13 protein-coding genes are annotated in these 13664 nt (G+C 68.0%); 8 read left to right on the forward strand and 5 right to left on the reverse strand.

All coding sequences use genetic code 11. The features are described 5' to 3' along the window. Nucleotides 1-98: 98 nt before the first annotated feature. Together VGN82_RS24545 and VGN82_RS24550 are read left to right on the forward strand one after the other, a co-directional pair. Nucleotides 99-530, forward strand: coding sequence for a c-type cytochrome (locus tag VGN82_RS24545; protein WP_327529689.1), 432 nt, complete (start codon nt 99-101; stop codon nt 528-530). Nucleotides 531-701: 171 nt separating this feature from the next. Then, a complete protein-coding gene (locus VGN82_RS24550) occupies nt 702-1643 on the forward strand; it encodes a c-type cytochrome (protein WP_327529690.1) in 942 nt (313 codons plus the stop codon). Between the two features lie 149 nt (nt 1644-1792). On the opposite strand, the gene VGN82_RS24555 is transcribed toward VGN82_RS24550, so the two are convergent. The 4 genes from VGN82_RS24555 to VGN82_RS24570 all read right to left on the reverse strand — a co-directional run bounded on the left by VGN82_RS24555 (nt 1793) and on the right by VGN82_RS24570 (nt 5757). After that, nucleotides 1793-2962, reverse strand: a complete 1170-nt coding sequence (locus VGN82_RS24555) for a GGDEF domain-containing protein (RefSeq protein WP_327529691.1) — start codon at nt 2960-2962, stop codon at nt 1793-1795. A gap of 170 nt (nt 2963-3132) precedes the next feature. Continuing rightward, complete coding sequence (locus VGN82_RS24560) at nt 3133-3753, reverse strand: helix-turn-helix domain-containing protein (protein WP_327529692.1); 621 nt, start codon at nt 3751-3753, stop codon at nt 3133-3135. 140 nt (nt 3754-3893) lie between these two features. Next, nucleotides 3894-4823: a DMT family transporter gene (locus tag VGN82_RS24565; RefSeq protein ID WP_327529693.1), complete on the reverse strand. Its 930-nt coding sequence runs from the start codon at nt 4821-4823 to the stop codon at nt 3894-3896. Nucleotides 4824-4977: 154 nt separating this feature from the next. Next, the gene (locus VGN82_RS24570) at nt 4978-5757 is read right to left on the reverse strand and encodes an SDR family oxidoreductase (protein ID WP_327529694.1); all 780 of its coding nucleotides are present in this window, start codon (nt 5755-5757) and stop codon (nt 4978-4980) included. Between the two features lie 124 nt (nt 5758-5881). Between VGN82_RS24570 and VGN82_RS24575 the strand changes: the two genes are divergently transcribed. Together VGN82_RS24575 and VGN82_RS24580 are read left to right on the forward strand one after the other, a co-directional pair. Beyond that, the gene (locus VGN82_RS24575) at nt 5882-6712 is read left to right on the forward strand and encodes a UDP-2,3-diacylglucosamine diphosphatase (RefSeq protein WP_327529952.1); all 831 of its coding nucleotides are present in this window, start codon (nt 5882-5884) and stop codon (nt 6710-6712) included. Next, nucleotides 6712-7827 carry a glycosyltransferase family 4 protein gene (locus VGN82_RS24580; protein ID WP_327529695.1) on the forward strand — a complete coding sequence of 372 codons (1116 nt, stop codon included), beginning with the start codon at nt 6712-6714 and terminating at the stop codon, nt 7825-7827. Before VGN82_RS24575 ends, VGN82_RS24580 begins: the two co-directional genes overlap by 1 nt. On the opposite strand, the gene VGN82_RS24585 is transcribed toward VGN82_RS24580, so the two are convergent. Then, a complete protein-coding gene (locus VGN82_RS24585) occupies nt 7766-9556 on the reverse strand; it encodes a cation:proton antiporter domain-containing protein (RefSeq protein ID WP_327529696.1) in 1791 nt (596 codons plus the stop codon). The two genes, VGN82_RS24580 and VGN82_RS24585, sit on opposite strands and share 62 nt — an antisense overlap. Nucleotides 9557-9769: 213 nt before the next feature. Between VGN82_RS24585 and VGN82_RS24590 the strand changes: the two genes are divergently transcribed. The 4 genes from VGN82_RS24590 to VGN82_RS24605 are packed head-to-tail and all read left to right on the forward strand — an operon-like array spanning nt 9770 to nt 13662. Next, the gene (locus VGN82_RS24590; protein ID WP_327529697.1) at nt 9770-10615 is read left to right on the forward strand and encodes an AAA family ATPase; all 846 of its coding nucleotides are present in this window, start codon (nt 9770-9772) and stop codon (nt 10613-10615) included. Between the two features lie 59 nt (nt 10616-10674). Then, nucleotides 10675-11190 (forward strand): SixA phosphatase family protein, encoded by a 516-nt coding sequence (locus VGN82_RS24595; protein ID WP_327529698.1) that lies wholly within the window; start codon nt 10675-10677, stop codon nt 11188-11190. 16 nt (nt 11191-11206) lie between these two features. Further along, entirely contained in the window at nt 11207-12652 is a 1446-nt protein-coding gene (locus VGN82_RS24600) for a YcjX family GTP-binding protein (RefSeq protein ID WP_327529699.1), read from the forward strand. After that, on the forward strand, nt 12649-13662 hold the full coding sequence (locus VGN82_RS24605) for a YcjF family protein (RefSeq protein ID WP_327529700.1): 1014 nt from the start codon (nt 12649-12651) through the stop codon (nt 13660-13662). The genes VGN82_RS24600 and VGN82_RS24605 overlap by 4 nt, the downstream gene beginning before the upstream one ends. Nucleotides 13663-13664: the final 2 nt, after the last annotated feature.

The following is a 13664-nucleotide window of genomic DNA, read 5'->3' on the forward strand; positions in this document are numbered from 1 at the left end:
GCTCACGCGAATGCGACTTGGCGGCGACAGCATGATCGGTTGATCTGGAACAGTTCCAATCGGCGCCGCACCGGCGACCGAAGCCTTGAGGATGTTTCATGATCCGTACCGCTCTCGTCGCCGCCATTCTCGGCCTGGGTCTGACGGCCGTCGTCGCCGATACCGATCCGATCTCCGAACGCCGCAACGTGATGAAAGCCGTCGGCGCCGCTACGCGCGACGGCGCGGCGATCGCCAAGGGCGAGGCCCCGTTCGACGCCACGAAGGCGCAGGCCATCTTCAAGGTCTATGTCGACGCCTCCAAGAAGATGCCCGGCCTCTATCCCGACAGCGCGAAGACCGGCGGCGACACCACGGCAGCGCCGAAGATCTGGGAGGACCAGGCCGGCTTCAAGGCTGCCTTCGTCAAGTTCGAGACCGACGCCGGCGCCGGCGCCTCGGCGAGCAATCTCGACGGCTTCAAGGCGGCTTTCGGCAACGCGACCAAGAATTGCGGCGCCTGCCACGAGGCCTATCGCATCAAGAAGTGATGCCGGCGGCAGGACCTGACGGTTCTGATGCCTGAGAGCAGGTGGAAGGGCCCTCGCGCCGTCCGCCTGCTTTGCCACGCCCGGGAGCTTTCGGGTGCGCTTCGCGTTATCAAGAGATTCGGATTGCGGGGCCGGTCGGTGCCGCCAGGATGAGCTCGGGAGAAAATCGACATGCTGCGCCTGCGCCGTCTGCTGGTCACCCTCGTCCTGCTGGCGGCCGTTGGGTTCGGAGGCTTCTATGTCCTGACCGATCCGCGCATCGTCTCGCCATCGCCGGAGATTGGCGCACTTGCCGCGCCTGACATCGAGAACGGCCGGCTGCTCTTTGCGGCCGGAGGCTGCGCCTCCTGCCACGCCACCCCCAACCAGGACGACAAGCTGAAGCTCGGCGGCGGCCTTGCGCTCGGGTCGCCCTTCGGCACCTTCCACGCTCCCAACATCTCGCCGCACACGCGCGACGGCATCGGCAACTGGGGCGTACAGGATTTCGTCGATGCGATGGCGGCGGGCGTCTCGCCGAAGGGCCAGCACTACTATCCTGCCTTTCCCTACACCTCCTATCGGCTTATGCCGCCGAAGGCGCTGGCCGATCTCTTCGCCTATATCCGCACACTGGCGCCGGTCGAGGGACGCGCTCCGGCGCATGACCTGCCGTTTCCCTTCAACATCCGCCGCGTCGTCGGTGGCTGGAAGCTGCTCTTCTTCCAGGGCGCGTCGTTCGTGCCCGACCCGTCGAAGAGCGAGGCGTGGAATCGTGGCGCCTATCTGGTGAACGGCCCCGGCCATTGCGCCGAATGCCACTCGAACCGCAACGCGCTCGGCGCCATCGTGCAGGCCACGCGCCTCGCCGGAGGGCCGGACCCTGAGGGCAAGGGCTGGGTGCCGAACATCACCCAGCATCCCGATGCGCTCGGCAAATGGTCGAAGGAGGAGATCGCGGAACTCCTCAAGACCGGCTTCACGCCGAGCTTCGACAGCGTCGGCGGCACGATGGCGGCGGTGGTGCGCAACATGGCGCAGCTCCCGGATGCGGACCGGCTGGCGATGGCGGAATATCTGAAGTCGCTGCCCTCGGTGCAAGGTCCGGCCCGGCCGCCGGCCAAGGCGCCCTGAAGCATCGGGTCGAAGGTCGCAGGCGTTTGAGCCCCCGGTGATCGACATCAACGGCGTCGCGACGGCGTCCGAGCCGCATTGTGCCCGGCTGCCGGCGAGCCTTTGGCGCAAGCAAAAAGGGGGCGGAATGGCGGGCTGAGTGAGGGTATCTAGGCTGCCCTGGCGGCTTGCCCAGGCTGCGCCATCTCGATGCGGTTGCGGCCGAGCATCTTGGCCCGATAGAGCGCGCGATCGGCTGCGGCCAGGAGCGTGGCCAGATCGACCTGCTCGCCGCTGGCCTCGGCAAGCCCTATGCTGACGGTCGCGGGAATGCCGAGCCCGTCGGGGCGCACGGCCATTTCGGCGAAGCGCTGGGCGATCCTTTGTCCGATCGCATGGGCTTCCACGCCTTTCCTGTTCGGCAGCAGGATCGCGAATTCCTCGCCTCCGAGCCGGGCGCTCATGGCGTCGGCCCCGGCGATCTCGCGAGCGATCGTCGCGAAAAGCTTGAGGACGCGGTCGCCGGCTTCGTGGCCGTAGCGGTCATTGATGGCCTTGAAGTGATCGAGGTCGAAGGCGAGCAGGGAGTGCGCGGCGTCCTTCGCGGTGCCGCTCAGGCGCCTGGGAGCAAGCTCGAAGAAGCCCTGGCGGTTGTTGAGGTCGGTCAGAAAGTCGGTGCGTGCCGTCGCCAGGAGATTGGCTCGGTCCTCCTCCCGCACGAGTGCCAGGAGCGACATCGACATCGCGACCGTGAACAGCACCGCCTCGTACATCGTGATTTCCGCCGCGAGCGCGAGGACGCTCTCGCCGTAGATCGAGGCGATGACCGGAACGACGAAGGTGCGGGCGGCGTAGAACAGGGCGTGGCAGGCGAAGACGGCGACGGCGATGGGGCGGGAGCGCAAAGCCTGCACGGTGCGGCTGCACAGCAATGTGAATGCGGTCGAGCCGGCGACGATGGCGATCGGGAACGCACTGACATGATTCCAGAGAAGTCCGACCGCGCCGACACCGGCGACGAACCAGGCGATGCCGATGGCGGCCAGCAGGCCGAGGATCAGGGCCGGGTGCAGCCTGCGACCGTCCAGCGCCAGGGCTCCCTGGAGCATGAGGAAGTAGCCGAGCATCATGACGATGTTGGTGATGGCGGGCCCGGCCATGCCTGGGAAGGCATGCCGGTTCATCGCGATGACGCAGCCAACGGCAAAAGCGAGATAGGCAGCCGCCCAGAGGCCGAGTTCGCGCGCACGCTGGGCCTGTGCCTTGCGCTCCCACAGGGTCATGATGGCGGCGATGAGCGCCGTTCCGGTGGTCAGATACCAGAGGGTTGCGAGATCCATCGGTATCGTCGTCAGTGCTGCCAGCGTCCGGCTTCAGGCATGATCCACTGCTCCCAACACGCCCAAGCCAGAGATCGATCTAGCCGCGAGAAGTTAACCTCAGCTTGCGCGAAGGCGTGATCGGGACGGAGGAAGATGGGAGCGGTGGTGAGCGGTGCCGCAGCTGGCGGCTACTCCATCACCGCCGCCTTGAGGATGCAGACCATCAGGGCGGTGCCGGGCTGGTCGCCGACGCAGCGGACGACGTGGCGGCGGTCGCAGCGGTAGCGCAGGGTCTCGCCGGCCTTGGCGCGCTGGATGATGTCGCCGACCTCGACCTCGAACTCGCCCGAGGTCACGGAGAGGGATTCGATCGAGCCGCGCTGATGCCCTTCGGAGTCGAGTTCGCCGCCGGGCTCTGAGCTGACATCGTACCATTGCAGCCATTCGACCGTCTTTATCCAGCCGATGATGGCGAGGCGGAGCTTGCCGTCCTCCGAGAGCAGGATCGGCGTGTCGGCCCGGGCCGTCTTCTCGATGAAGGGCTCTTCCTCGCCGCTGGAGAGCACGCGCTCGATCGAGATGTCGAGCGCCTGGGAGAGCCGCCAGATCGTCGCCAGCGTCGGGTTGGTCTCGTTGCGCTCGATCTGGCTGATGATGGACTTGGCGACGCCGGACTGTTCGGCAAGCTCCGAGAGCGAGAAGTTGTAGGCTTTGCGAAGGCGCTGGATCGTCTTGCCGAGCTGGCCCGAGATGACCTGGGCCCCGGAGTCGAACTCGCGTCCGCCGCGCTCTTTCGTCTCGATACCCATCCTGCTCGGCCTGCCTCACATGTTGCGTCGTTTGCGCAAGCGAACGATCGTTTGTCTCACCGGACAATGCTCCTTCCGCGCCTCAGGAGCAAGCTGTGACTGTTGCAATGCGCACAGGGCATGGCCGTGTGCGTCAAGACTCAGGTGCTGCGGGTCGAGCCGACCTCGCGCTGCTTGCGGTTCATCAGGCCGAGGCGCTGCTCGCGGAAGATGACATAGATGCCCGAGGCGATGACGATGGCGGCGCCGATCAGGATCGTACTGACCGGCCACTCGCCGAAGAGGAACCAGCCGATCAGGACCGCCCAGATCATCGTCGAATACTCGAAGGGGGCGATCAGCGAAGCGTCGCCGAAGCGGTAGGCCTGGACGAGCAGGATCTGGCCGAGGCCGCCGAGGATGCCGATCGCGACCATGAGCAAGGCGTCCTGCAGATCCGGCATGCGCCAGCCGAAGGCCAGGGTGACAAGGCCGAGCGCGCTGGTCAGCAGCATGAAGTAGAACACGATCGCGCCGGTCGGCTCGGTCTTGGTGAGGAGGCGCACCTCAATCGAGGCGAAAGCCGAGCAGAAGGCGCCGAAGAGGCCGAGCGCCGCGCCGAGTGCCGGTCCCGCCTGCAAGCCGTGGGACAGCGTGCCGCCCGAAAGATGCGGCGAGAGCATGATCAGCACCCCGACGAAGCCGATCGTCACGGCACTCCAGCGATAGATCCGCACGCGTTCCTTCAGCACGAGGGCGGCAAGCACCACAACGCCCAGCGGCGCAGCGTAGCCGAGCGCCACCGCGTCCGAGAGCGGCAGGAACTGGAGCGCGGCAAAGCCACAGAACATGCCGGTCGAACCAATCACGCCACGCTTCATGTGGCCGCGCAGGTTCTTCGTCTTGAGGGCGCCTGGAAGCTCGGAACGCCAGGCCAGCCAGATCAACAGCGGGATCAGCGCAAAGAAGGAGCGGACGAAGACGAGTTCGCCCGTCGGATAGCGGGCAGCCGCCGCCTTGATGCCGGCCGACATCAGCGTGAAGGCCAGCGCCGAGAGCAATTTCAGGCTGATGCCAAGGAGAGGGGACAACGGACCGGCACGCTGGGAGGACAAGGCGACGGCAGACGCCGCGAAGGCCGCCTTAGAACATGTCCAGTCACGCTCTCAAAGCGTGAAGGCTGCAACCCCGATCAGCGGCCGGCGGGAGGCCGGCCGCTGATCGGGGGCGTCTGACTGGCGCGACTCAGAAGTTGCCGCGGAAGGCACCGCCGTCGATCAGGAAATTCTGGCCCGTAATGTAGCCGGCATGGGCGCTGGCGATAAAGGCGCAGAGCTTGCCGAATTCATCGGCCTCGCCGAAGCGGCCAGCCGGCACGCTGTCCCGACGCGCCTTGGCGATCTCCTCGATACCCACGCCCTTGATCGTCGCCATCTTCGTCAGCCCGCTCTTCAGCCGGTCGGTGTCGAACATGCCGGGCAGGATGTTGTTGATCGTGACATTGGCATGGGCGACCTCGCGCGCCACGCCGGAGAGGAAGGCGGTGAGCCCGGCGCGGGCGGCCGAGGAGACGTCGAGTCCGGTCAGCGGCGTCAGCACGCTGGCCGAAGTGATGTTGACGATTCGCCCGAAGCCCCGGGCCATCATGCCGTCGACGACGCGCTGCACGAGTTCGAGCGGGGTCGCCAGGTTCTGGACGACGCCTTCCAGCAGCGCCTCCCGGGAGACGTCGCGAAACGGCTTCGGCGGAGGCCCGCCATTGTTGTTGACCAGGATGTCGGGCTCGGGGGCTGCCGCGAGGAGCGCGTCCTGCCCGGCGCGAGTCGAGACGTCGGCGACGACGGTCAGCACCGTCGCGCCGGTGCTGGCACGAATCTGGCTCGCCGTCGCCTCGAGTGTCACGGCGTCACGGCCATTGATCACGACGGTACAGCCGGCCTCGGCCAGCGCCTGCGCGCAGCCACGGCCGAGGCCCTTGCTGGAGGCGCAGATAATGGCCGTGCGGCCCGAAATTCCCAGATCCATGGCATTCCTCCAGAGGCTTCGCGCTTTCGCCCACAGACAGACCACGGATCGTTCGTTCCGTCATCAAAGCGCAACGCAAATCAGACACATGCCGGACGCATCGCAACAGGATGGGCCGGGCGGCATGGGCGACGAGGACGACGCGAAGCAGGTTCGCAGCATCTTCATCTCGGATCTCCACCTCGGCACGCGCGGGGCGCAGGCCGATCTGGTCCTGGAATTCCTGCGGGCGTACGATGCCCCCCAGATCTATCTGGTCGGCGACATCATCGATGGCTGGCGGCTGAAGAGCGGCTGGTACTTCCCGCAATCGCACAACGACGTCATCCAGAAGCTGCTGCGCAAGGTCCGCAAGGGCTCCAAGCTGATCTACGTCACCGGCAACCACGACGATTTCCTGCGGGATTTCACCGGGTTGCAGTTCGGTGGGATCACGCTCGTCGACGAGGTCGTCCACGAGACGGCCGACGGCAAGCGCCTGCTCGTCATCCATGGCGATCTGTTCGACCTCGTGGTGCGCAACGCCAAATGGCTCGCCCTGCTCGGTGACTGGGCCTACACGATCGCGCTGGCCTCCAACACGGTCGTCAACAAGGTGCGCCGGCTGCTCAACCTGCCGCATTGGTCGCTTTCGGCCTGGGCGAAGAACAAGGTCAAGAACGCGGTCAACTATATCGGCGAGTTCGAGACCTGCCTGGCGGCCGAGGCGCGCCGGCACGACGCCGACGGCGTCGTCTGCGGCCACATTCACCATGCCGCGTTCCGCGAGATCGACGGGCTGACCTACATCAATACCGGCGACTGGGTCGAAAGCTGCACCGCCTTCGTCGAGCATCATGACGGACGCTTCGAGCTGATCCGCTGGCCGCAGGGCCGCCTGAAGGGCGAGACGCCGGTTCCGGTCGTCGTGCCGACGCGGCCCGTCGCCGTGCCGACGCTCGTCGAGGCTGCCTGATGCGCGTGATGATCGCGACGGACGCCTGGCGTCCGCAGATCAACGGCGTCGTGCGCTCGCTGGAACGGATGGCAGAGGCAGGGCCGGATTTCGGCGTCACGCCGAAGATGCTGACGCCGGAAGGGTTCGCGCAGGTCGGTCTGCCGAGCTATCCCGATATCCGCATCGCCTTGACGACGCAGCGTGCCGTGGCCGAGCGGATCGCCGATTTCGGGCCCGACCACATCCATATTGCGACGGAGGGACCGATCGGCTGGCTGACCCGGGCGGCCTGCCTCGCCCAGAAGCGGGCGTTCACGACGAGCTACCACACCCGTTTCCCGCAATATGTCGCGGCGCGCTGGCCGATCCCCGAGAGCTGGAGCTACGGCTTCCTGCGCCGTTTCCACGGGCCGGCTGCCGCCGTGATGGTCTCGACCGCATCGGTCGAGACGGAGCTGCGCCAGCACGGTTTCGAGAAGATCGTGCGCTGGGGGCGTGGCGTCGATCTGTCGCTGTTCCATCCGCGCCCGCACAGCGTGCTGGACCTGCCACGCCCGATCTTCCTCAGCGTCGGCCGCGTCGCGGTCGAGAAGAACCTCGACGCATTCCTGTCGCTGCGGCTGCCGGGCAGCAAGGTCGTGGTCGGTGACGGGCCGGCGCGCGCAGATCTGCAGCGCGCCTTTCCCGACGTTACCTTCCTCGGCACGCGCGAAGGCGAGGAGCTCGCCGCGATCTATGCATCCTCGGACGTCTTCGTCTTCCCGAGCCTGACCGACACCTTCGGCATCGTTCTGCTGGAGGCGGCGGCGAGCGGCCTGCCGGTCGCGGCCTTCCCGGTGCAAGGCCCGCGCGACGTCTTCGCCGGCAGCGGCGCCGCGATCCTGAACGAGGATCTTCGGACCGCGGCGCTCCAGGCTCTGCGCGTCCCGCGAGAGATCTGCCTGGAGCTCGCGGCCAGCCATAGCTGGCGGCGCAGTGCGGCGCAGTTCTACGGCCATATCCGGCAGGTCGCCGGCCAGAATGCGGGCCGGCTTCCGCGCAACGGGGCGGCCGTGGCGCCCGGGCCCAGTGTCACAGCCTTCGCGAACGCGCGTGCCGCGGAAGAGTCGGGGCCGCGGCGTCTGCCGGCTTGAGCTCGGCACGGAAGCCGTCGCGCCTCTCATGGACCGAGGCGATGACGAGGCCCATCGGCACGCCGAGGCCGACCAGCGCCGCCTCCGACAGTTGAAGGCTCGCTTCGATCGTCTCGGGCACCGCATCGTTGACGCCGATCTTGTAGAGATGCCGGGCATGCTCCGCATCGCGGGCGCGCGCCACGATGACGAGGTCGGATCTGAGCGCGCGCGCCGCCTGCACCGTGGCATCGACCGCGCGGGCGCTATCGATGGTCACGATCAGAGCCGTCGCGTCGTCCAGCCCGCACAGGCGCAGGAAATCCGACCTGGTGGCGTCGCCGTAATAGGCGGGCCGCCCGGCCCGCCGCTGGGCCGAGATCAACGAGGCGTCTGAGTCGATCACGATATAGGGCTTGCCGTGCTCCTCGAGCATGCTGCCGACCAGCTGGCCGACACGGCCGCAGCCGACGACGATGGCCCGCGCCGAGTGGTCGTCCGGCGGCAGGACCGTCGCCTCCTCGGGCAGCACGACGGGCACGGCGAGCTTCGCAGCCAGCGCCGCGGCCAGGCGCGCCAGCAGCGGCAACGCGATCATGGTCAGCGAGACGCCGGCCAGGACCAGGCTCGCGGCCTCCTGGCCCAGCAGCTTGGCGCCGACCGCGCCGTTCAGCAGAACGAAGGCGAATTCGCCGCCGGGCCCCACCATGATCGCAGTTTCCAGCGCCGTCGCCTTGGACAGCCGGAAGACGCGGGCAAGCGTAAAGATGATCAGCGATTTCGTGGCGAACAGGCCGATCGCGATGCCCAGGATGGCGAATGGCTGCGCAGCGATCTGGGCCGGGTTCACGCTCATGCCGACGGTGAGGAAAAAGACGCCGATCAGGAGCGACTTGAACGGGTCGATCGTCGCCTCGATGGCGCGCCGATACTCGGTTTCGGCGAGCAGGAGACCGGCGATGAAGGCGCCGAGCCCCATCGACAGGCCGGCCGCGGCGGCGATCATGCCGGTCCCGATGGCGATCAGCAGCGTCGCCGCCATGAAGCTCTCGGAGGAATCGGTCGAGGCGACGAGGCGGAAGAGCGGCCTGAGCGCCAGTCGGCCCACCAGGACGATGATCGCGATCGCCGCGACAGCCTGGAGCAGGGCCTGGGCCAGGCCAGCGAGTAGCGAGCCGCCGCCGTTCTGCGCGCCGAGCACACTGACCAGGAAGAGCAGGGGCACGACCGCGATGTCCTGGCAGATCAGCACGGCGAAACTGGCGCGTCCGGCCGAGGACATCATGCGCCTCTTGGCCGACAGCAGCTCGACCACCATCGCCGTCGAGGACAAGGCCAGGCCGAACCCGATGATCAATGCCGCCGCGGCAGGCTGGCCCAGCATGAAGGCCGCCGTTCCGATGATGCCGGCCGAGAGCGCGACCTGGCCGAGCCCGAGGCCGAACACCAAGCGGCGCATCGTCAGGAGCCGCTCGAAGGAGAGTTCGAGCCCAATCACGAAGAGCAGGAAGGCCACGCCCAGTTCAGCCGTCCCGGCCAAGGCCTCCGGGCTCGAGACGGTGATGGTGCTCAGCAGCGGGACCGAGGAAACGAGGCCGCCCAATCCGAATGGGCCGACGAGGGCGCCGCAGGCCATGAAGGCCACGACGGAATTGACCCGCAGGGACTTGGCGAAAGGCACGATCACGCCCGCCGTCGCGAGCACCACGGCAGCGTCCTTGTAGACGGAAGGATCGACGGTTCCGGCCAAGGGAATGCCTTGCGATTCGAAGCGGTCAGGAGCCTGTGGACTGTGCGGTCTGGGCGGCGGCAACACAACCGCCAAACCGTTGCGGCGCGCGGAAATTCGCCTTTCCGGTCGAGGTCTTAGGTGGGGCGGCCTGCGCGGAGCCTGACGGTGGAGGTTTCCTGTTGGAGCGATCCTGGGCTAGCCTTCCGCGATCATCCCGCAGAAGGCCTTTGCATGCGTTTCGCCGGTACCGAGAATTATGTCGCCACCGATGACCTCACCGTCGCGGTCAATGCCGCGATCCGGCTGGAGCGGCCGCTGCTGGTCAAGGGCGAGCCCGGCACCGGCAAGACCGTGCTGGCGGAGGAGGTCGCGGCCGCGCTGAAGGCACCGCTGATCACCTGGCACGTCAAATCGACGACCAAGGCCCAGCAGGGGCTGTACGAGTACGACGCGGTCAGCCGCCTGCGCGACAGTCAGCTCGGCGACCCGCGCGTCTCCGACATCGGCAACTACATCAAGCGCGGCAAGCTCTGGGAGGCCTTCGCCTCGCCCGAGCGTCCGGTGCTGCTGATCGACGAAATCGACAAGGCGGACATCGAGTTCCCCAACGACCTCCTGCTCGAACTCGACCGCATGGAGTTCCATGTCTACGAGACCGGCGAGACGATCCGGGCGGCGCGGCGGCCGGTGATGATCATCACCTCCAACAACGAGAAGGAACTGCCGGACGCCTTCCTGCGCCGCTGCTTCTTCCACTACATCCGCTTCCCGGACGCGGAGACGATGCAGGCCATCGTCGAGGTGCATTTCCCCGGCATCAAGAAGAGGCTGATGGAGGAGGCGCTGAAGCTGTTTTTCGAGGTGCGCGAGGTGCCGGGCATCAAGAAGAAGCCCTCGACATCGGAGTTGCTCGACTGGCTGAAGCTGCTCGTCGCCGAGGACATCGGCCCCGAGGTGCTGCGAGAGCGCGACCCGCGCAAGCTGATCCCTCCGCTGCACGGCGCGCTGCTCAAGAACGAGCAGGATGTTTCGCTGTTCGAGAAGCTCGCCTTCATGGTCAGGCGCGAAAGCCGCTGACGATGCCGCCTCTCGCAAATCTCTCGGTCTCTCACTAGGTTCCATTGATGCGACGCCTCATGCTTCTGCGCCATGCCAAGTCGAGCAGGCCCGCCAACACTCCCGACCGCGACCGGCCGCTGGCGGTGCGCGGGCGTGAAGCCGCTCCCGTAATGGGGCGCTACCTTGCCGACGAATTGTTGCTGCCCGATCTGGTCCTGATCTCGCCGGCCAAGCGCACGGTCGAGACCTGGGAACTGGTGCGGCCGATGCTGCCCGAGCGTCCGGGCACGCATTTCGAGCCGCGCATCTACGAGGCGCCGCCCGAGCGCCTGCTGAAGGTGGTGCAGGAGGCCGAGCCCGCCGTCCGCGTCCTGCTGATGATCGGCCACAATCCCGGCTTCGAGGAGCTTGCCGCCAAGCTCACGGGGCATGGCGACCGTTACGCCGCGGCGCGCATGGCCGAGAAGTATCCGACCTGCGGCCTTGCCGTCCTGGATTTCGACATCGAGGACTGGCGCGATCTCAGCCTTCGTTCCGGCCGGCTCGACCGTTTCGTGACCCCCGCTTCGCTCGGCGAAGGGCCGGACGATTGATCCGGGCGGCACGCCGGTGAGCCAGGGTTCCTATCTCGACGAGGCGCGCAATGCGGCGCTCGCCTTCGGAGACAGCCTGCTGGGGATGGCGCGACCGCGATTGCGGCTCGGCGTCACCGGCCTGTCGCGCTCGGGCAAGACGGTCTTCACCACGGCCCTGATCCAGAACCTGATCGAGGGCGCGAAGCTCCCCGTCCTGAAGGCCGCGACCGAGGGTCGGATCTCGCGCGTGCGGCTCGTGCCGCAGCCCGATCCGGACATCCCACGCTTTCCCTACGAAGCGCATCGCGCGGCGCTCAACGGGGCGGAGCGGCGCTGGCCGGATTCGACGCGGCGGATTTCGGAACTGCGCGTCGAGATCGACTACGAGCGTGCCGCCGGCTGGTTCAAGGGACCGGCGACGCTGACGCTCGACATCGTCGATTATCCAGGCGAATGGCTGCTCGACCTCGCGCTGATCGGACAGGACTACAAGACGTGGTCGCGCCAGGCAGTCGGGGATGCACGCAAGGCCCATCGGCAGGCAGCGGCGGCCGAATGGCTGGCCGATCTGCCGCAGCGCGACCCGGCGGGGCCGCCCGACGAGATGGCGGCGGAGGCCGCGAGCGACCTGTTCAAGGCCTATCTCGCCAGGCTCCGGGCCGATCCCGAGGCGGTGGCGGTGACGCCGCCCGGGCGCTTCCTGATGCCGGGCGATCTCGAGGGCTCGCCGGCGCTGACCTTCGCGCCGCTCGATCTCGGCCATGACGCCGAGCCGCGACCCGGTACGCTCGGCGGGCTGATGGCGGACCGCTTCGAGGCCTACAAGCGCGTCGTGGTGGCGCCGTTCTTCCGCGACCATTTCGCCCGGCTGGATCGGCAGATCGTGCTGGTCGACGTGCTGGCGGCGCTCGACGCCGGCGCGCCGGCGCTGGCCGATCTCGAGACTGCGCTCGGCCAGGCGCTCGCCGCCTTTCAGGTCGGGCGCAATTCCTGGCTCACGAGCCTGTTCGCGCCGCGGATCGAGCGAGTGCTCTTCGCGGCGACCAAGGCCGACCATGTCCACCATTCGAGCCATGACCGGCTGGCGGCGGTGATGTCGCATCTGGTCAGCCGCGCGGCCTCCCGCGCGCAGGGAGCCGGCGCCCGCGTCGAGGCCATGGCGCTCGCTGCCGTGCGGGCGACGCGCGAGGTCCGCATCAAGCAGGGCCGCGAGGAACTGCCCGCGATTGCGGGCGTGCCCGAAGCCGGCGAGGCCATCGATGGCGAGGTCTTCGACGGAACGGCCGAGGCTGCGATCTTTCCGGGCGAGCTGCCGGAGCGCCCGGAAGCGGTCTTCGATCCGCAGGCGCGCTGGCAGATCCGGGCGCCACGGTTCCGCCCGCCGCTCATGGTGCCCGATGCTGGTGGCCGCACCCGGCCGCCGCCGCAGATTCGCCTCGACCGCGCGCTTGAGTTCCTGATCGGGGACAGACTGGCATGAGCAAGGCTCCGCGCGCGATCAGGCTGGATCCGGCCAGTCCGGACATGGCGGGGGACGAGATCAGCCGCGAGGGCGGCGTCGCGATCCTGCCGGAAAGCGAGCCGATCGACGCGGCCGAGACGACCGTTGTGCCGGTCGCGCGGCGGCGCTGGTCGTGGGGCGGCCTGTTCATCGCCGGCCTCTCCGGCTTCCTGACGCTCTCGATCGGTGTCTGGGCCGAGCGCACCATCGTTTCGCTGATGAACCAGAGCCCGGTGCTGGGTTACGCGGCGCTGGCCTGCGCCGCCGTGGCCGCGCTGGCGCTGCTCGTTATGCTGGCGCGCGTGCTGCGCGACATCCTGCGCGAGCGCAAGGTCGAGGCGCTGCGCCTGCGCGCGACCAGTGCTCTCGCCGACAGCGACCTCACCGAAGCAAGGGCGGTGACCGACGAGCTCACGCAGCTCTACGCGTCGCGGGCGGACACGGCGAAGGGGCGAGCGCTGCTCGCCGACAGCCTGCCGCAGCTCTTTGCGGCGCGCGATCTTCTGACGGTGACCGAGCGCAGCCTGATGACGCCGCTCGATGCGGCGGCCCAGGCACAGATCGCGCAGGCGGCACGGCGCGTCTCGCTCGTCACGGCGGTCAGCCCCCGTGCCCTGGTGGATGTCGTCTTCGTGCTCGTCGCCTGCGCGCGGCTGCTGCGCTCCATCGCGGGCATCTATGCTGGCAGGCCCGGCACGCTCGGCCTGCTGAGGCTGGCACGGCAGGTGCTGAACCACCTCGTCTTGACCGGCGGCATCGCTGCGGGCGACGCCGTGATCCAGCAGGTGGTGGGGCAGGGCCTGGCGGCGCGGCTCTCGGCCAAGCTGGGCGAGGGCGTGATCAATGGCATGCTGACCGCCCGGATCGGGCTGGCGGCGCTGGCCGTCTGCCGGCCGCTGCCTTTCGTCGAGGCGCCGCCGCCGACATTGGCGGATGTCGCCGGCGACTTGGCCTCGTGGCGCGGCAGCTCAGAGCAGGCAACTTCCTGACC

It is taken from the genome of Allobosea sp. (genome assembly GCF_035999205.1).
GTDB lineage: Bacteria > Pseudomonadota > Alphaproteobacteria > Rhizobiales > Beijerinckiaceae > Allobosea.